Below are 19,077 nucleotides of genomic sequence, written 5' to 3' on the forward strand. Positions count from 1 at the left end.
TGAAAAAATCACCCACCTAAGCAGCAATGTTATTTCTCGGGCTGTGAGTAAAATACCACTCGACCGTTTTCTTAATTAACTCTTCTGTTGCATCGACATAATGTTGCGGTGAGATTCTGACTTCCTGTTCCAGAATTAATGGAAGCTCGGTGCAACCTAAAATAATTTTCTCGACGCCAGCCTGCAATAGGCGATCTTTTACTGGTGACAGCATGCTATAGGCCCCAGAAATGTCACCGGATTTATAGGCATAGATGCTTTCCATTACCTGGTGTTGGTCAGCTTCATCCGGCGTGTAGCACTCAATATTATCGGCGTTCAGGTTGTCCTGATAAATTCTTGCTTTAACGGTCGCCGTCGTCGCTAATAAGCCGACGCGTGTGGTATTGGCATTCTTAATTGCCTGACAGGTCACGTCAATAATGCTGATCATTTCCGCACGGCACTGTTGTTTTAATTCATTGAACCAATAATGTGCGGTATTACATGGAATAATGATGCACTCAGCGCCTGCGTTTTCGAGAATTTTCATATATTGCAGCATCTTACCCAGCGGTGACGCACTGTGCTGGAGAATGCACTGTGTTCTGTCAGGGATATCAGGAATAGAAACCGCAATCATTGGAATGTGGTCTTGATCCCGATACGCTGGCGTGTTTTTGATCAGTTTTTGCATCGCATCGACGGTAGCACCCGGCCCCATACCACCAAGAATTCCCACGAGACTGTTCATGCTGTTAACCCTGTAGCATTATGAAATTAAAAGGATAATCGCACACTGATGGGCAATGTGAATTGCTAAATTCCCATCTGCTATGTATGATTTGCATAACTATTAGCATCTCTATGCTTTTACTGGGTTTAACGGCGTGCCGTGGAAAAAATCTTTGTTGATGATGTAAAGCGCGGGTGTAGAGAACGAAAGCATAGCGCTGAGCGTCTTGAGTGAGGGGTGATGCTAAACAATATCGAAACCAAGTGGCTCTATGACTTTATCGTGCTTGAAGAGCACCGTAGTTTTACGCTGGCAGCCGAGAAGCGAAATATCTCTCAATCCTCATTTAGTCGGCGTATTCAGGCGCTGGAAGCGGCCGTCGGGTTTGATATTTTCGACCGCAGCGCGCTGCCGTTGCAATTAACTGAGCAGGGGCGCGTGTTCCACGCCTATATCCGCAATACGCTGGATGATTTGGAGTATCAGCTCAATAAGCTGCACGGCGGGGATAATTACAAAAATAAGATCACCATTGCAGCAGCGCATTCGCTGTCGGTGTTTATCATGCCGGAGCTGTTAAAAGATGTGCCGGACCCGCAGGAAAAAATCTTCTATGTCGAATCGATCGATGTCGATGAAGCGGTGCTGAATCTTAAAGAAGGGCGCAGTGACTTTATTTTCTCGTTTTACAATGAGGATCTGATGGGAGAGCCTTTTATGCACGAGAAGATACTGGAATCCCGACTTTATCCGGTTTGCGCGTGCGACAGTGCAGGGAAGCCGCTGTTTGACGTGAGCGCCTCATCGGTGCCGCTGCTCAACTATACTGAAACAAGCTACATGGGGCGTCAGGTCAGCCGTTACTTATCCAGCGTCGACAGCGATAAGTTCACGGTTAATTTTGTTTCTTCCATGAGCGATTTGCTCAAACGCATGACAAAGAAAGGTTATGGTATTGCTTGGCTGCCGGACTATTCCATTCAGGAAGAGCTGAAAAACAAAGAACTGGCGATTTTGAGCATGGAAAACGCGGTGATACGTATGGGGGTTTATCTGTATCGGCTTGATGCGCGTCTGAATGTGGCTTCTGAGAAGTTTTGGCGCTATATGAAAGGGCTGTCATCGACGTCTGGGCTATAAACGTTAGACCACGAGATAAAAAAATAGCGGCCACGTGACGTGGGCCGCTATAGAGTATTCACTCAGTCAGCATTAGCTATTTTGCGTCGCCTGCTGAGGTTCCTGATAGGCGACGACACCGTCGGTAACCTCTTCCTCCTCATCATCGTGGATGTCTTTTTCCAGACTGGCCACAACGGCGGTAGAGATACTGTTGCCGATGACGTTAGTTGCAGTACGGCCCATATCCAGGAACTGGTCGATACCGATAATCAGCAGAATACCCGCTTCTGGCAGGCTGAACATCGGCAGCGTTGCCGCAACCACCACGATAGAGGCGCGTGCTACGCCTGCCATCCCTTTACTGGTGATCATTAGCGTCAGCAGAATCAGGATTTGCTCAGTGACGCTCAGGTCGATGTTGTAAGCCTGTGCGATAAACAGAATCGCAAAGGACTGGTACATCATAGAACCGTCGAGGTTGAATGAGTAACCAAGAGGTAGCACAAAGCTGGTGACTTTTTTCGGTACGCCGAATTTGGTCAGTGCTTCCATCGTTTTCGGGTAAGCCGACTCACTACTCGCGGTGGCGAAAGCCAGCATGGTAGGTTCGCGAATCAACTTCGCTAGCGTAACGATGGCTTTGCCCAGGAACAGATAGCCCACCAGGAACAGAACACCCCACAGTACGGCCAGGCCAAGGTAGAACTCACCGATCAGTTTACCGAAGTCGTAAAGCAGTCCCAGACCTTGCGTGGTAATCGCGGAAGCGATTGCGGCAAAGACAGCAATAGGAGCCAGCGCCATTACGTAGTCAGTTACGCGGAACATCACTTTGGTCAGTTCTTCGATCATGGAAATGATCGTGGTCGCGTGTTTGTTTTTACCTTTTACATAGGCAAGTGCGGAGCCGAAGAACAGAGAGAACACCAGAATTTGCAGGATCTCATTGTTCGCCATCGCTTCTACGATACTTTTCGGGAAGATATGGCTGATGAAGCTCTTAAGCGTAAAGCTGTCGGTATTCAGGCCTGTCGCAACGTGCTGCGCTGGGATCTCGAGATTCATGCCTGCACCAGGTTGGAACAGGTTAGCGAAGAGCATACCGATGAGCAGGGAAATGAATGATGCGCTGACAAACCAGATCATGGCTTTCATACCGATACGGCCAACAGCAGAAGAGTTTCCTCCCATGCTTGCCAGGCCAGAAACTAGCGTAGCGAAGACCAGTGGTGCGATGATCATTTTAATCAAGCGCAGGAAGATATCGGTAACCATGTTGAAATAAGATGCAACTTCTTTTGCTCGACTGCCATCAAGATATTGATGGCAGGCCCATCCGATTAATATCCCCAGGACGATAGCCAAGACTATCTGTACAAGTAACTTCTGCCTTTGCATATAAACCTCATGTTGATGAATTGATTCAGACAACACAATATTATTGCCGCGTGATGGCTGGTGCTTTCCCTGAATACACCAAGCCCTCACCCGAATCTGTTATTGGGGTGTTGTGTCTGCCCGCCGATATTACAACGATTCTTGCTTTTTACATTTTTTTTCTGCGGATTGTTATGTAATTGTGATCTTTGTCATGCGAAAAATGCATGTCCATGCCGCTTGTAATGATTAATGAGGATGTGGGGCGCAGATCGAGAAAAAGGTGTTATTTTAATTAACTTCTTATTAAACAGTGCTTTGGGTGTGTTTTCTGTTGGTAAGATAAGGTGGGGTAAGGTGTTGAATTAGTGTTGCTAATGATGCTGTGGATTACATCAATAAAATACATGGTCAATTGGTTAAAAATTAGGTAGTAATAAAAAAACAATCAACGAAAGAATGATATATATCGCATTTTTTGATTACATTAGTTTTTTAATTATTTTAACTATGACTTGTTTTAATTAATCATGTAGCGATAGCTCCACGCCAAATAAAGTGTAATTATTAATCAAAGTGTTTCTGTTTTGTAATATTTCAGTGTTTCGGTTATTTAAAATAGTGTTCTTTGTTGCCTAAAAGACTGTTATCAATTATTTAAAATAATGTTATTAATTCATTTCACTGAAAAAATCGCTATTTGCTCTCGGTGTCCTGACCAAGCTGAAACAACCCTGCATCGAAAAGGATGAAACCACCACGTAAAAGCGCGTTATGCCAACATTTATCGTGGTGGTTCAGTAGGGCTATTGGTTAGTTGACGTTTTCTGCCGTGGAGCGTAGGCGATCTTTCAACTGGCTGTACTCATGTTGTACATAGGCTTCCGCTGCCTGCTGATCGTCAATGGCTTCTAGCCTAACGGCGCAGTGTTTGTATTCTGGCGTTTTGGAAATGGGATCGAGATGATCCAGCGTGAGTTCGTTACAGGCACCAATCCACCATTGATAGGTCATATACACGGCACCTTTATTGATGCGTTCGCTAACGGCGACACGAGAGATAACCTTGCCGCGTCGTGAGGAAATCCAGACCAATTGCTGATCGCGTATTCCTAAGCGCTCGGCGTCATGCAGGCTAATCTGCACATAACCGGGCTCATCCGCTAACGTTTGTAGCGCGGTGCAGTTACCCGTCATGGAGCGGCAGGAATAGTGACCGACTTCACGCACGGTGCACAACACCAGAGGGTAATCTTCATCTACCAATTCCATCGGCGGTCGCCATTCGGCCGTTGACAGCAGGCCTTTGCCGCCAGGGCGATCGAAGCGGTTGCCCGCGTATAGCCACGGTGTTCCAGGGCTGTCTTCGCTCGGACATGGCCACGGCACATAGCCTAGTCCTGCCATTTTCTCGTAGGTCGCCCCGTAATACAGCGGACAGAGCTGTCGCAGTTCGTCCCAGATTTCCTGCGTATTGTTATAGTGCATCGGATAACCGAGGGCTGTCGCCATCAGGCTGATGATTTCCCAGTCTGGTTTGACATCGCCCTGAGGTTCCACTGCTTTATAAAAGCGTTGGAACCCTCGGTCAGCAGCAGTGTAGACCCCTTCATGCTCGCCCCAGGAGGTCGCAGGTAAAATGACATCGGCAATCGCGGCGGTTTTGGTCATGAAGATATCTTGTACGATCAGCAGATCAAGCTCGTTGAACGCATCACGCAGCATTGACAGATCTGGCTCGGTTTGCAACGGATCTTCGCCCATCACGTAATTGGCTCTGATTTTTCCTTCTTTTATTCTGTGTGGCAGATCGGTCAGTGAGTAGCCAATTTTGTCAGAGAGTTCGGGGACGCCCCAGGCATCGGCAAATTTTGCCAGTACGGCCTGATCCGTGACTTTTTGATAACCGGGAAACATATTAGGCAGCGCACCCATATCGCACGCGCCCTGCACATTATTTTGGCCCCGTACTGGTCCGACGCCAACGTTCGGACGCCCTAAATTCCCCGTTAGCAGTGCCAGACCGGATAGCCCTTTGACCACATCAACGCCTTGACCCCACTGCGTCACGCCCATTCCCCATAGAATGGTAGCGGACGGCGCGGCGGCATACATCCGCATCGCCTCTCGAATCAATTTCGGCGATAAACCGGTAATATCGGCGACATACTCAGGCGTGTATTTTGCGACGGTCTTACTGAATTCTTCGAAGCCTTCGGTATGGCGAGCGACGTAGGATTTATCGTAGCGGCCTTCATTGATCAGGACGTTAGCAAATGCATTGACCAGTGCCATGTTGGAGCCATTTTTTAATGGTAGCCACAGATCGGCGATGCGTGCGGTTTCGATGCGGCGCGGATCGCATACGATGATTTTTGCACCGCGCGCTTTGGCTTTCAGTATCCGGCGTGCCACGATGGGGTGCGAGTCTGCGGCGTTGTAGCCAAAAATCAGAATGCAGTCGGTGTTTTCAATTTCGCAGATGGAGTTACTCATCGCGCCATTGCCCAGCGTAACCTGTAACCCGGCAACGGAAGGGCCGTGGCAGAGCCGAGCGCAACAGTCGACGTTGTTATTGCCGGTTACCGCCCGAGCAAATTTCTGCATCACGTAATTGGTTTCATTGCCGGGGCCACGGGACGAGCCGGTGTGCATAATCGACTCGGCACCGTACTGCTCTTTAATGGCTTGCAGCCGGGAACTGGCGAAGCCGATGGCTTCATCCCAGGATACGGCTTCAAAGGGCGCGCCTTTCTGACGTCGGATCAACGGCTGTTTCAAACGCGGAGTGAGGATTTTGGTGTCGTTGAGAAAATCCCAGCCATAGTAACCTTTCAGGCAGAGTTCACCTTCGTTGGTGACGCCGTTTGCCCCTTCCGCACCCACCACTTTGCCATTCTCTACCAGCAGGTTAATTTTGCAGCCTGACCCGCAATACGGGCAGACGGTAAGCACTTTCTGCATGATTATTCTCCAAAGCCGAGTCTTGGATCGTAAGAACTGCATTCTTGTCGCGGGGTATTGATGCAGTTGTCTAACCTTCGATAATCACCGATAAAGAAAATTAATTTACTGATCGTGGTCATGCTCAGCGCGTGACAAATTGTCCTAACGCCTTGAGCGTCACAGCCTTTTTCCATAAGACATTTGTCTGGAAAATAACGTGGTAGCGCATTCATCCTCTTTATCCGTTAATGCCTATACTGTTTTTGACGATACTAACTCTATGTGCCACCGGCCAGGCTGATGTATTCATGCCCGTCGGCTGTTTAAAACAACGGAAACTGGCCTCTCAAGGAAGATAACGCATTCTTTTCGTTAATTTTTTTAGCACAACTTCCCAGCTAATGGGTAATGAATCAGGGAATTCCAGAACGTCTGTCAGATCGCGCGGGATAAAGGGCGTGATACGACGGACGGCACCGTCATGAGCAAAAAAGTAAATACTTTTCCGACAGCGTGTGTGGGCGGGAAATGTTTGTTAACGTCGCGGAGTGCATTATGGAATTTCTAAGAAATGTCAGCATAAAAATAATGGTGCTGCTCATAGTGGCTTCCCTGCTAGTGGCGTGGGGAGTAGCATCAGGATTCAGTCTTTACTCGCTTTATCAGGTCACCAATTTGCTTGATAAAAGTGAAACTCAGCGAAAAACCTATTCCCATCTGGTCTATGGAACCGATCAATATTTTCGGGCCGTCACTCGCATGGAAAGAACGATGGATTATTTGCAGCGTAACGAGCCAGAAAACGCCAGAAAGACGTTGGAAATGGCACAGGTTGCGCTGAAAAACACCAAGGATTCGCTGGAGAAGTTCCAGGCCGCGGAGCATGTTGGCGTTGAGTCAGCGACGGTGGATGCGGTAAATAAAACATGGACTACCCTGATTGCTACCGCGATCGACCCGATGAATGCGGCGCTACAGCGTAATGATTACGAAGGATTTCGAGAGATATTCCGCTCCATTTACCCACCGATTAGTCTGACGTTTGGTGAAGATATCAAGCGCTATTCTGACGGCATTACCGCCTCGTCGTTGATTCCAAGCGTGAATGAGCACAATACCCAAAACCGTAATGCGCTTATTGCCGTGATGGTTATTGGCCTCATTGTGTTGATTTTCACCGAATATTACTTGAGGAACTATCTGGTTATCCCGATTTCAGTGCTTAAATCCCATTTGGCGCAGCTAACGGCGGGTCGGTTGGGATGCGAACTGGTTGAGTTCGGTCGAAACTGTGCGGGAAGGTTGATCCCCGATATCAAAAAATTGCAGAAAAGTTTGCGCGATACGGTAACCGTCATCCGGCAAAGCACATCGGAAATCAACAGTGGGACATCCAGCATTAAGGATGGCAATGATAATCTCTCTAGTCGCACAGAAGAGCAGGCGGCGGCATTGCAGCAGACGGCCGCAAGCATGGAAGAAATTAGCTCAACGATACGGCAAACGACCGACCATGTGCATCAAGTGCGTAAGCTGGCGCAGGATGCGGCTGACATGGCGCAAAAAGGCGGAAATATCAGTACCAACGTGATGGCGACGATGGATGGTATTAGCGCCAGTTCGCGGCAAATTTCCGATATTACTTCTGTCATTAACAGCATTGCATTCCAGACCAATATCTTGGCACTGAATGCGGCAGTTGAAGCGGCGCGAGCGGGGGAGCAAGGACGAGGGTTTGCTGTGGTAGCGGGAGAAGTGCGTACGCTGGCGCAGCGCAGTGCGCAAGCTGCAAAAGAGATTGAGGCACTGATTGCGGAATCCGTTTCGCGGGTTAAAACCGGCGCTGGGCAAGTGAGGCAATCTGGTGAGGCGATGACGGCCATTATCGCTTCCATCGCGCATGTGAACGATCTGATTGGTGAAATTGCGGCGGCAACGGATGAACAAACACGCGGTATTACGCAAATTAGCCAGGCGGTGCATGAAATGGATAGCGTCACACAGCAGAATGCGTTGTTGGTGACACAATCGGCAGAGGCCGCTGCACGGTTGGATGAACAAACCAGCGAGCTGTCTGCCGTTGTGGATGTGTTCAGTTTGGATTCGGACAGCGATCGGCAACCTGCCTTTTCGCGCCCGGCGTTGTCCGCACCCGCTCATCGGGCTATCGGGCAGAGCGCCACACCGCTGTTGTCGGTACAGGGTCGCCACGGCGAGGGATGGGAAAAATTCTGATCCGCAATGGGGTTAACGTGTGGCAGTTGTGGAACGCAAGTATGCGGTGAGTTTGAGATAATCAGTCAATAAGACTGGGATGAGCCGGCGGAAAGGAGTCTGCCCGGCTGCCTTGCTTTCCGTCTAAAGGCTATTTGGTACTCGCCTAAAAAGGTGAATGAAAAGGGTTAACGTCAACGTGTGTAACATCTTGGATTATCGCGGTAAAACGGAATTTTTCTGTAAATCTGACTATGGTAACGTAAAGAAATATCATATTAAGACGGGTGTCTCTAGGTTTTTAGTTGCTGAGATTAATTAATGGTATGATTTTTGCTTAATGATCCATGTCGGTTTAAGTGGTTATTTTGCCGTTTTTGCGATCAAAAAAAACCGTATTTACCCTATGGATTAGAAAGGACGGGATTTTTTGGGCGAAAAATAATCTATGTAACTTTTAGTTACATACTAAATCTCTCATTGCTCATGTTTTCGTGACGTAAATCAAGACAGATGCTGACTTCAAAGTGATAATAAGAATAAATATCATTTGTGATTCATCACTCGCTTATGTCTATCTGGCAAAAAACGCTTCTGTTGCTGTGTTGGCTGTTTAGTTGTTCAGTGGCACTTGCCGCGACCGATTACGCCTCATTCATTCACGATATTGAAACCAGGCTGGATAAAACGGCTCAGCTCTATGAGCAGCAAAAGCCGGATGACGCCCGCACTGAAGTTCAGATGGCCTATTTTGAGGTATTTGAAAACCTCGAAGGCCCTATCCGCATCAATATTTCCGCGCAAAAAAGCTATCAGTTAGAAGCGACCTTCGGTGAAATTCGCCGCATGATTGGCGAAGGAAAGCCGCAGGCCGAGGTGCAGGCAAAAATCTCATGGCTAAAAGGCGAACTGGATGCCGTTCTGCCGGTGCTGTCTGAAGGGCACAAGTTGGTCGCGCAGGAGCAGCACGGTGCTTATGACAATGCCGAAATCGCGCCGTACTGGCAGCAGAGTTTTAAAATCATCGATGACCAGCTCGCGCAGGCCGTAACGGAGTACCAGGCTGGCGATTACAAAAAGGCTAGCCAGAGCGTACAACAGGCTCATTATCAGGGTTTTAAAAATTCTGAGATGGAGATGTCGGTCAGACAGAATCGCTCGGCACAGCAGGCCGCTTCTATTAATCAACAATTCTCCGCACTGATTACGCTAGCCAGCCAGCCCGATCAACTGACAGACGTTGCTTATCGGGTCACCACGCTGTTACAGGACATCGAAGATGTCTTGCCGGGATTACCGACAACACGCGACAGCCAGCAGGCGACAGCCACACCTGCTGCGAACGCCGATACCGGTGCCGTGCCGGATGCTAACTGGGCGAAGGTCTCCGACGATATCAATCAGGCGATTACCGCCGCAATTGCACAATACCGTGAGGGCCAGATCAAACCTGCCATCATGGCGGTGCAGGACACCTACTTCGATCTATTTGAAGCCACTGGCATGGAGAACAAGGTGGGTTCTCGTGATGCGGCGTTCAAATCTACGCTGGAAGGATATTTCACCCGTCTGGTGAGCATGATGAACGCCAGGCAGCCTGTGGAGCAATTGCAAGGGCAGGCCGACGCGTTGCAGCAGGAACTGGCGAAGGCCGTCACCATGTTGGGCGACGGCGGTGAAACGCACTGGAGTCTGTTGATATACAGCCTGCTGATTATTGTGCGTGAAGGACTGGAAGCCCTGCTCATTGTGGCAGCGATCGTAGCCTATCTGGTGAAAAACAATCAGCAAGACAAACTGCCGCTGATTCGCCAGTCGGTTTACGTTGCGCTGCTGTGTAGCGTGATTACCGCCGTCATTTTCCAACTTGTGTTCACCAATTCCGGTGCCAGCCGTGAGCTGCTGGAAGGCATTACGATGCTGATCGCGGTGGTGATGCTGTTCTTCATGAGCTACTGGCTGTTGTCCAAAGTAGAGGCGCGGCACTGGAAGGCTTATCTGGAAGGCAAACTGTCCCATTCGCTAAGCAGCGGTTCCATGATCGGCCTGTGGCTAACCAGCTTTCTGGCGGTGTACCGCGAAGGGGCGGAAACCGTGCTGTTCTACTACGCCTTGGTGGGTGATGCCAACAATATGGCGGGGCATCTCTCCATTCTGGCTGGGTTTGCCATCGGCTGTGTGATCCTGCTGATCGCTTACGTCGTGATGCGCTACACCATCGTCAAATTACCGCTTAAGCCGTTCTTCATGTTTACCGGCTGCTTTATGTATCTGATGGCGTTTGTGTTTGCAGGAAAAGGTGTGTTGGAACTGATCGAGGGCAAACTGTTTGAACCGACGTTGCTGACTCGCGTGCCGGAAATCAGCTGGCTGGGTATTTATCCTTATGTGGAAACGTTAATACCACAGGGTGTGCTGGTTGCCGCAGCGTTGATCGCTCTGTGGGTGATGCGACGCAGAGCGTCCGCCGTCTGATAAATAATTACTCTGATGTGACTGTAATACTGAAAGCAATAAGAGCAGAACATAACCATAACAACCCCAATCGCCTAGCGACATAAGCGTAGGGGAGACGACTGAGATGATGAGGATGGGTTTGATGAATATGCAAAAAAGTCTGATTGCAGGTGCCGTTATTGCCGGTATTTTCACTGCGCCTGCCGCGCTGGCGTTTAAAGAATATCCAGCGGGTGAGCCGGTTTCCATCAACGAAATGGAAATTGCTGCCGTTTATCTGCAACCTATCGACATGGAACCGCGCGGGATGGGGCTGCCAGCTGCGAAAGCGGACATCCATCTGGAGGCCGATATTCACGCTGCTGAAGGCAACAAAAACGGCTTCGGTGCCGGTGAGTGGATGCCGTTCCTGACCATCGCGTACACCCTGACTAACACCGATACCGGTGCGAAACAGGAAGGGACCTTTATGCCGATGGTTGCCAGCGATGGCCCACACTACGGTGCGAACATCAAAATGATGGGCGTGGGTAACTACAAAGTGACTTACCACATCGATCCGCCATCAAAAGCGGGTATGCACCGTCACACTGACGGTGAAACGGGTGTTGGCCGCTGGTGGAAACCGTTTGATGTCAGCTTTGACTTCAAATACGTCGGCTTAGAATAAGGTCTGCTGTCCGCGACGTGCTGTCGCGGTCATATTTACGTCTCTGTGGGTTTGCTATTGCTGCCCACTGAGACGGTGATTTTTCGGTCAGCGTGCTGATGTCACCACACATCATGCCCAACTGATACACCTGCAAAACGCAGTCAACGCACATGTAACGTGAAGTGTGACGAGCCTATGAGTTATTTCTTTATCACGACACTCCAATCCTTCCTGCCGATTGCACTATTACTGGGGCTAAGTTGGAGTCATCGTTCCACGCCGACGATCGGGCAGTTGGGCTGGATCACGCTGCTGGCGCTGTGTGCCGGTACGTTTATTGGCGTTCATTTTCCTAACGGGCAAGCGTTTCTGCTTGGGTTTACGGCGTTTCAGGCGCTTGCCTTGATCCTGTTTCTTGCCTGTCAGTGTTTTTCCCATCCGCGTCTCGGCTATTTGTGGCAGGCGTTGCTAGTGGCAGGCGCGGCGGTGCAGTGGGGCCGCGATCCCAATCTGACTGCATTGACCACCACCCATGTGGTGAATACCGATCTGCTGCTGAATTTCAGTGCCGTGGTACTGGCGTTTGGCTGGCTGGTATTTTGTGCCGCGCTGTGCGGCATGATTGTACGTCGCATTCGTTTACTGCGTTGGCCGCTGCTGGCGTTGCTGGTCGCACTTCTGTTGTTGCCGATAAGCGGTAACCTGCTGCTGTTGCTAATGAAATTGCAGACGATCGGGCTAACCAAACCGCGCCTTAGCTATGTGGCGCACGTCACCAACAGCGCGTATTTATTAAACTATCTCAGTGCGCTATGCATGGCGGTATTGGCTGTGGGGCTGGTTTGGCCGCTGTTGCATGCGCGTCGTCAGGTGCTGGTTACGCATGAGGCGATTGAAAAACGAAAAGTGACGGCAGGCTATCGCAATGTACGCCGCACGCTGCTGGCGACGGTAGCAGCGCTGCTGGTTGTCGTTTTCGTTCAGCTTTACTGGGACAAGGTCGCGTCGCAGCCGCCTCGCTTGTCTGAAGCACAGCCGGTGACGCTGGCGGCCGATGGCAAAGTACATATTCCGATTGAACAGGTACGTGATGGCAAACTGCATCGCTTTGTGTGGATTGCCGATGATGGTAAGGCCGTGCGCTTTTTCATCATTAACCGCTATCCCGATCGTCTGCGTCTGGGCGTGGTGTTTGATGCCTGTCTGCTGTGCGGCGATCAGGGCTACGTGATGGAAGGCAATCAGGTGATTTGTGTCGCCTGCGGGGTGCATATTTTCATTCCTTCCATCGGGAAAGCGGGTGGCTGCAATCCGGTGCCGATTGAAGGATGGAGCAACGACGATAACGAACTGGTGATTGGACGCGCTTCACTGGCAGCGGGTACTAACTACTTCTCGACGGTGGTGTCGATGGAAGTGATCGATCCGGTCGATGGTTCCAAGCTGACCAACGTGAACGCAGAGCATAAATATCGCTACGGCGGTAAAACGTACTTCTTCTCGTCAGAAGCGAACTATAACCGCTTCCGCGAAAGTCCCGCGAAATTTGCCACGGCTAAAGCGGCGGCTGGCGAACCCGCGGAGGAGGAATAATCATGCTGTGGCGACTGTTACGCCAGTCCTGGCGCAGAAATATTCGGCGCAAATCGCTGGCCGTACTGACCGTGTTTTTGGCGGCCGGGTTGATCTCCGCGCTGCTGGCGGTATCCATCGATATCGGCGATAAAATGGCGCGTGAGTTGAAGTCCTACGGCGCGAATATTTTGATTGAGCCCGCAGGTCAGGCGGCGATGCCCGCGCTGTTTGGCGAGCGCAGTAATCCGCTGGAAGGACAGGATTTTCTAGATGAAGCCGAGCTGCCGAATATCAAAGACATCTTCTGGCGCAATAATATTGTCGGTTTCGCGCCGCTGTTGAGCGGTGATGTCGAGATCAATGGTCAGCCCGTTGCCGTACTGGGCACCTTCTTTTCTCAGCCGGTCGCGGTGCCGGATGAGGAGGACTATCGCACGGGACAAATAACCGTTAGTCCTTACTGGCAGGTGGCAGGGCAGTGGCCCCAGGAACCGGTGACGACAGAAAATGTAGCGCAGGCACTGGTGGGAAAACAGCTGGCGACGCAAATGGGCTGGAAAGTGGGGGATAAACTCGCGCTGCACGGCTCGAAAGGCGACGTGACGGTAGACATTAGCGGCATTCTGAGCAGCGGCGGTGATGAAGAAGGTCGGCTGGTGATGCCGCTGGCAACGGTGCAGTCGCTACTTGGGCTAGCCGGTAAAATCCAGGCTATTCGCGTGTCAGCGTTAACCGTGCCAGAAAATGAGCTGTCGCGGCGGGCGCGTGAAAATCTGGAAGCGCTCAACGCCGAAGAATATGACCTCTGGTACTGCACTGCGTATGTCTCTTCGATTGCGCACCAGTTGGAAGAGGCGATTTCCGGTTCGGTTGTGCGCCCCATCTGGCAGGTGGCTGCGTCGGAAGGCGTGGTGATCGACAAGATTCAACTGCTATTGGCGGTGGTGACCTTCGCGGCGCTGGTGGCTTCTGCGATGGGGATCGCCTCACTGATGACCAGCACCATCATGGAGCGTGCCAAAGAAATCGGGCTGATGAAAGCACTGGGTGCGCGCCAGTGGCAGATCATGCTGCTGTTTTATCTCGAAGCGGCGCTGAGCGGCCTGGCGGGCGGTATCGCAGGCTGTGTCGCAGGCTGGGGGCTGGCAAAAGCGATTGGCCTGATGCTGTTCGGTGTACCGTTGAGTTTCGCGTGGATCGTCATCCCCTGCGTACTGGTGATCTCGATGCTGATTGCCATCATCGGAACGTGGTTCCCAGCACGAAAAATTGCCAAACTGTATCCGGTGGAGGTGCTGTATGGGCGCTAATAGCTGGATGAACAGTATGTTCTGGCGTCTGGTGTTCCGTGCGTTGCGGCTCCGTATGCAGCGCGTTAGCGTCGTGTTTGCTGCTCTGACGGTAGGGGCGGCGATTGTGACAGCGATGTCCGCCGTCTATTTTGATATCAACGCCAAGATGAGCCAGGAACTGCGTACCTTTGGGGCAAATTTTTACATCGGTCCGGCGCGCGGGAATTCACTTCCACAAAGCACGTTTCAGCCAATTATCGATAATGCACCTGCGGGGTTAATCAATGCGTCCAGCCCTTATCTGTATGGCATGGCGCGTACGGAGCTGGAAAAAGTGGTGCTGATGGGCGTGTGGTTCGAATCGCTGCGTCAGTTGGCACCGTACTGGCAGGTTACGGGTAACTGGATTGGCGTCAGCTTCGACGATCGTAATGCCATGATCGGGGTGAAGCTGGCGGAACGGTTAAACGTTAAAGTCGGCGACAGCATCACGCTGGTGGGTGACGGCGGGAAGCAGCGCTTGCAGATTAAAGGCATCGTGGAATCCGGCGATGCAACGGACAACATGCTGATCGTGAATCTGGATCTGGCGCAAAAGTGGCTAGATAAAGAAGGCGCGATCAGTAATGCGTTGCTGAGCGTCAGCAACGATCTGGGACAGGTCGATCGTTTCGCTGCACAGCTTCAACAACAGTATCCGCAACTGGAGATCCGCCCGATTCTGAAAGTGTCGGCGTCGGAAGGTCAGGTGCTGAATAAAATCAAAGGGCTGATGGGGTTGGTATCGGCGGTGATCCTCGTCTTGTCTTCACTGTGTGTGAACACCACGCTGATGGCGATTGTCGGCGAGCGCGCGCGCGAATTTGCGTTACAGAAAGCACTGGGCGCGAGTGGGCGGGACATTATTCGGCAGATGCTGGCAGAAACTGGCATCATCGCGCTGGCGGCCGTGGTGTGTGGTTCGCTGCTGGGGTTCTTGTTGGCACAGGTGCTAGGTATGGCGGTATTCAACGCGACCATTTCGCTGCGCTTGCCCGTGTTTCCGCTCACGCTGGGGCTGTCTTTGCTGGTGGCGGCGGTTGCCGCTGTCGTTCCCACTCGGCGGGCGATTTATGTCGAACCGGCCAAAGTTTTGAAAGGAGAGTAGGTCGATGTCTGTAGAAGTAAACGTGCAGGAAAAGACGCAGGCAGCGGAGGCGGTGATTGAAACTCGCCAGCTCTATAAACGCTTTGGTCAGGTTACCGCGCTGGAAGATATTAATATCCGCATCGCACGCGGCGAGTTTGTCGCCATCATGGGCGCGTCTGGTTCCGGTAAAACCACGTTGATGAACATTCTCACCTGTCTGGATACGGTAAGCGAAGGGCAGGTGCTGTTGGATGGCATTGATGCTGCTGGGCTGGACGAGGAAGGGCGGCGACAGTTCCGTGCCGATAAAATTGGGCTGGTATTCCAGCAGTTCCACCTGATCCCGTTTTTGACCGCGTTGGAGAATGTGATGCTGGCGCAGCATTACCACAGCGTGGTGGATGAAGCCGCGGCGCAGCGCGTACTTGAGCAGGTTGGGCTGGCGCATCGCGTTGATCACTTACCGAGCCAGCTTTCCGGGGGGGAGCAGCAGCGTGTCTGCATCGCCCGCGCGCTGGTGAATGAACCTCCGGTGATTTTTGCCGATGAACCGACGGGAAATCTGGACGAAGAGAACGAACGACGGGTGCTGGATCTGCTGAAAGATCTGCATCGGCAGGGGCGCACCATCGTGATGGTGACGCACAATCCTGAATTGGGGCGGTTTGCCGATCGCATTATCCGCCTGCAACACGGTAAGTATTTCGGTGAAGAGGTGAATCATCATGAAATGGCGTAACGGAATTACCGCACTCTGTCTACTGGGGGCAGTGGCGCTGAGCGGCTGCAAGGAAGAACAGGTTAGCGTCGGGGCACAGGCACCTGCGTTGGCAGCCTACGATCTCGCGGGGCAGCAGGTGGATCTGTCGCGCTGGCAGGGGAAAAGTGTCTATCTGAATTTCTGGTCGTCGGGCTGTGGTGGTTGCATGATTGAAATGGGGGCGCTGGAAAAGCTGAGCAAGGAGTTCGGTGATAAAGTGGTTGTTGTGGCAGTGAACACCGATCCTGACGGTGTAGATATCACCTCGATGCTGGCACACCATAACGTGACGTATCCGGTGGTACGCGATCAGTTGGGTATTACCAAAGAGCGCTATCAGGTCAGCGGTACGCCGACCTCATTTATCATTGATGCCAACGGTAAGGTGACCGATCAGCATCAGGGCGCAAGAGATGAAGCGCAACTGACCGAACTGTTTCAGAAGCTGGCAAGCCGGACATAACGGACGACTTGCCTTATTTCTTCACTGACCGATCACTCTGTCCGTGAAACCGGAACCGTGACTTCTACCACGACAGGTTCTGGTTTCACTCGCATGGCGTAGATTACACCGATAATCAGGCAGGCGATGCCGCAGAGCGTCAACAGCGGCGGCAAGGATTGCCGAATCATAAAGGCATAGGCCAGCCCCGCCAGCGTTTCAAATACAATCAACGGTCCGACCAACACCGTCGGCAGACGTTGGCTCGCCTCGTTCCAAAATAGCGTGCCGATCCATGAACACAACAGCCCAATGGCCAGCATGAGTGAAATGAAAACCTCAGGCCGTGGGCCGAACGGTTGCGCAAACGACGCATCCGTCAGCGCCAGATGACCACACACCAGAATATAACCCAATAGCGCCAGCGGTAGCGTGACCAGACCTTGTGCGGTGGCCCAGGTAAGCGGCGTATGGTTTTTGTGGTCGCGCAACCAGCGGGCGTTACGCAGCGGATACCAGGTCCAGCAAATGACGGCGCAAAACGCCATTGCAATACCGCTGGCGTAACGCCAGAAATCGAAGGCGATCTCAGTTCCCTTTAGCTCCGCGATGTTCACGCAGACAAGCCCGGAAGCAATCAGCAGCAGCGAGGGTAGCAACCGACGCCAAGCCACGCGACCGTCATGTTTGCTGTACAGGACATTCGCGGTGACGGAAATCACGACGGGCAGCGTGCCAATAATCATCGTCGATATTGGTGCCCCCGTGCGTTGGATCGCGCTGGCAAGCAGAAAGTAGTACAGCAGGTTGCCAATAACCGTGAGCTTTGTGGCTTCCAACCAATCGCTGCGGGTTAGCTTGCGCAGGCGACGGCGATCGAGCCAGGCTAGCGGCAGGGCAATCAGCCCAAAAGCCAGATAGCGCCCAGTGGACTGCAAGGCAGCAGAGTAGTCCGGTACGATCAAGGGGCCAACGAAAATCAGTCCCCACATCAGCCCGGCGGCAAGCGCAAATAAAACACCAATCAGCATAATAAACCTGTTTGTTCACAATATTTCATCGCGCCAGTCTAGGGAGAGTTGGCGACGAATTATTGTAGGATATTGCTGTTTATTATCAGAAGGGAACTAGCGTTGAATCGGATAAACCTGCTTTTGATAGCGAATAGGTGTGACGCCATAGCGCTGAGCAAAAGTGCGGGTCAGATGCGCCTGATCGGCCAGCCCAACGGCGACGGCGACATGGGAGGCCGCCATACCGCGTGTCAGCATCTGCTTGGCCTCATACAGCCGAATTGCCATCAGCATCTGGTGCGGCGTCACGTGAAACTGAGCTTTGAACTGGCGCAGGAAGTGGTACGGGCTGAGGGAAACCAGTGCCGCTAACTCTTTTAAGGTAATGGTGTGGGCGAAATTCTCTCGCAGATAGGCTTTCACTATGTCAAAGCGATGGAACGGTTCAACAATTTGACGTTGTGCAATACGCGCATGGGGGCGGAAAAGCGCAATCAGCGACAGCAGCAGGCTTTCGCTTGCTAATGGGTCGGTCGTCTGCCATAGCGCAGCCAGCGTCATTGCCAGTTGACGTGCGGTCGCCGGATCGTGGCGCACGACGTCGGTAAACCACCAGCCTTTCTCGCCGGAGACGCTCTCCAGCACATCGGGCGGAATGTAGATCATGCGATAGCGCCAGCCGTCTTCCGTGGCGGACTCCCCGGTATGCAGTTCATCGGGGTTCATCAAGACTAACGAATCGACAGGCGCAATATGTTTGGCACCGCGGTAGCGGAATCGCTCTGCACCGTCGTCGATGGTACCGATGCCAAACGCCTCATGCGTGTGTGGCTCAAAGGCATAGCGGCAGATATGCGCGTGATAAAGCTCTATGCCGGGCAGCGTCGGCAAGTGCCGAAACTGGGCATAGTCTCTTTCATCGGTAAAGTGTTCTGGTACGCCCTGCATGCTGCCACCTTGTCTCTGATTCTGCCCGTTATCATAGCAGTGATATACCCGTAATACTTCAAGTTGCATGTGCGTTGGCTACGTTCAGTCACCCGAATCACTTACTTGTGTAAGCTCATCGGGATTCCCTCTCTTGCCGCCTTCCTGAAACTCGAATTATTTGGGGTGTAGCGCGTCAGCTTGAAGTCGTGCGTCCTATTTAGCCTGAGCAGAAATACTGGAAAAAGGGAATAAAAGCACCGAGATAAATAGATCAGAAAAGCATAAATCATAGCGAAATGGTTGATTGACGCTGTGTGAGATATAAAACTGATTTTATCTAACATTTTGATTTTACTATTTATGTCTATTCCTTGTTAGATAATCTATATCGGCAGACATACCGTTAGTATAAAAAAATATAATCAACTCCATTTGCTTATTTGTTCTGCCTCT

The 19,077-nt window shown here is 51.5% G+C and carries 14 protein-coding genes; 9 read left to right on the plus strand and 5 right to left on the minus strand.

All coding sequences use genetic code 11. The features are described 5' to 3' along the window. Nucleotides 1-16: 16 nt before the first annotated feature. A complete protein-coding gene (gene cuyB, locus E2566_RS07435) occupies nt 17-733 on the minus strand; it encodes a cysteate racemase (protein ID WP_107169932.1) in 717 nt (238 codons plus the stop codon). 222 nt (nt 734-955) lie between these two features. Here cuyB and hypT point away from each other — a divergent pair, with 222 nt between their 5' ends. Then, the gene (gene hypT, locus E2566_RS07440; RefSeq protein WP_107169933.1) at nt 956-1,855 is read left to right on the plus strand and encodes a hypochlorite stress DNA-binding transcriptional regulator HypT; all 900 of its coding nucleotides are present in this window, start codon (nt 956-958) and stop codon (nt 1,853-1,855) included. Between the two features lie 72 nt (nt 1,856-1,927). Here hypT and E2566_RS07445 read toward each other — a convergent pair whose 3' ends face one another. Continuing rightward, nucleotides 1,928-3,235: a dicarboxylate/amino acid:cation symporter gene (locus E2566_RS07445; RefSeq protein ID WP_107169934.1), complete on the minus strand. Its 1,308-nt coding sequence runs from the start codon at nt 3,233-3,235 to the stop codon at nt 1,928-1,930. Nucleotides 3,236-4,027: 792 nt separating this feature from the next. Next, entirely contained in the window at nt 4,028-6,178 is a 2,151-nt protein-coding gene (gene fdhF / locus E2566_RS07450) for a formate dehydrogenase subunit alpha (RefSeq protein ID WP_107169935.1), read from the minus strand. Nucleotides 6,179-6,715: 537 nt separating this feature from the next. Here fdhF and E2566_RS07455 point away from each other — a divergent pair. The 8 genes from E2566_RS07455 to E2566_RS07490 all read left to right on the plus strand — a co-directional run bounded on the left by E2566_RS07455 (nt 6,716) and on the right by E2566_RS07490 (nt 16,702). Next, complete coding sequence (locus E2566_RS07455; protein ID WP_107169936.1) at nt 6,716-8,395, plus strand: methyl-accepting chemotaxis protein; 1,680 nt, start codon at nt 6,716-6,718, stop codon at nt 8,393-8,395. A 549-nt stretch (nt 8,396-8,944) separates the two neighbouring features. Continuing rightward, nucleotides 8,945-10,849, plus strand: a complete 1,905-nt coding sequence (locus E2566_RS07460; RefSeq protein ID WP_107169937.1) for an FTR1 family iron permease — start codon at nt 8,945-8,947, stop codon at nt 10,847-10,849. A gap of 124 nt (nt 10,850-10,973) precedes the next feature. Continuing rightward, nucleotides 10,974-11,501, plus strand: a complete 528-nt coding sequence (locus E2566_RS07465; protein ID WP_107169938.1) for an iron transporter — start codon at nt 10,974-10,976, stop codon at nt 11,499-11,501. Between the two features lie 177 nt (nt 11,502-11,678). After that, nucleotides 11,679-13,076, plus strand: coding sequence for a Fe-S-containing protein (locus E2566_RS07470; RefSeq protein ID WP_107169939.1), 1,398 nt, complete (start codon nt 11,679-11,681; stop codon nt 13,074-13,076). Nucleotides 13,077-13,078: 2 nt separating this feature from the next. After that, nucleotides 13,079-14,368: an ABC transporter permease gene (locus E2566_RS07475; protein WP_107169940.1), complete on the plus strand. Its 1,290-nt coding sequence runs from the start codon at nt 13,079-13,081 to the stop codon at nt 14,366-14,368. Continuing rightward, nucleotides 14,358-15,497, plus strand: a complete 1,140-nt coding sequence (locus E2566_RS07480; RefSeq protein ID WP_165800657.1) for an FtsX-like permease family protein — start codon at nt 14,358-14,360, stop codon at nt 15,495-15,497. Before E2566_RS07475 ends, E2566_RS07480 begins: the two co-directional genes overlap by 11 nt. Before the next feature lie 4 nt (nt 15,498-15,501). Further along, entirely contained in the window at nt 15,502-16,218 is a 717-nt protein-coding gene (locus E2566_RS07485) for an ABC transporter ATP-binding protein (RefSeq protein WP_107169941.1), read from the plus strand. Next, nucleotides 16,205-16,702 (plus strand): TlpA family protein disulfide reductase, encoded by a 498-nt coding sequence (locus E2566_RS07490; RefSeq protein ID WP_107169942.1) that lies wholly within the window; start codon nt 16,205-16,207, stop codon nt 16,700-16,702. Before E2566_RS07485 ends, E2566_RS07490 begins: the two co-directional genes overlap by 14 nt. Before the next feature lie 32 nt (nt 16,703-16,734). Here E2566_RS07490 and E2566_RS07495 read toward each other — a convergent pair whose 3' ends face one another. Beyond that, a complete protein-coding gene (locus tag E2566_RS07495) occupies nt 16,735-17,712 on the minus strand; it encodes a DMT family transporter (RefSeq protein WP_107169943.1) in 978 nt (325 codons plus the stop codon). 96 nt (nt 17,713-17,808) lie between these two features. Beyond that, complete coding sequence (locus tag E2566_RS07500; protein WP_107169944.1) at nt 17,809-18,642, minus strand: AraC family transcriptional regulator; 834 nt, start codon at nt 18,640-18,642, stop codon at nt 17,809-17,811. Between the last annotated feature and the right edge of the window lie 435 nt (nt 18,643-19,077).

Source organism: Pectobacterium punjabense (genome assembly GCF_012427845.1).
Lineage (GTDB): Bacteria > Pseudomonadota > Gammaproteobacteria > Enterobacterales > Enterobacteriaceae > Pectobacterium > Pectobacterium punjabense.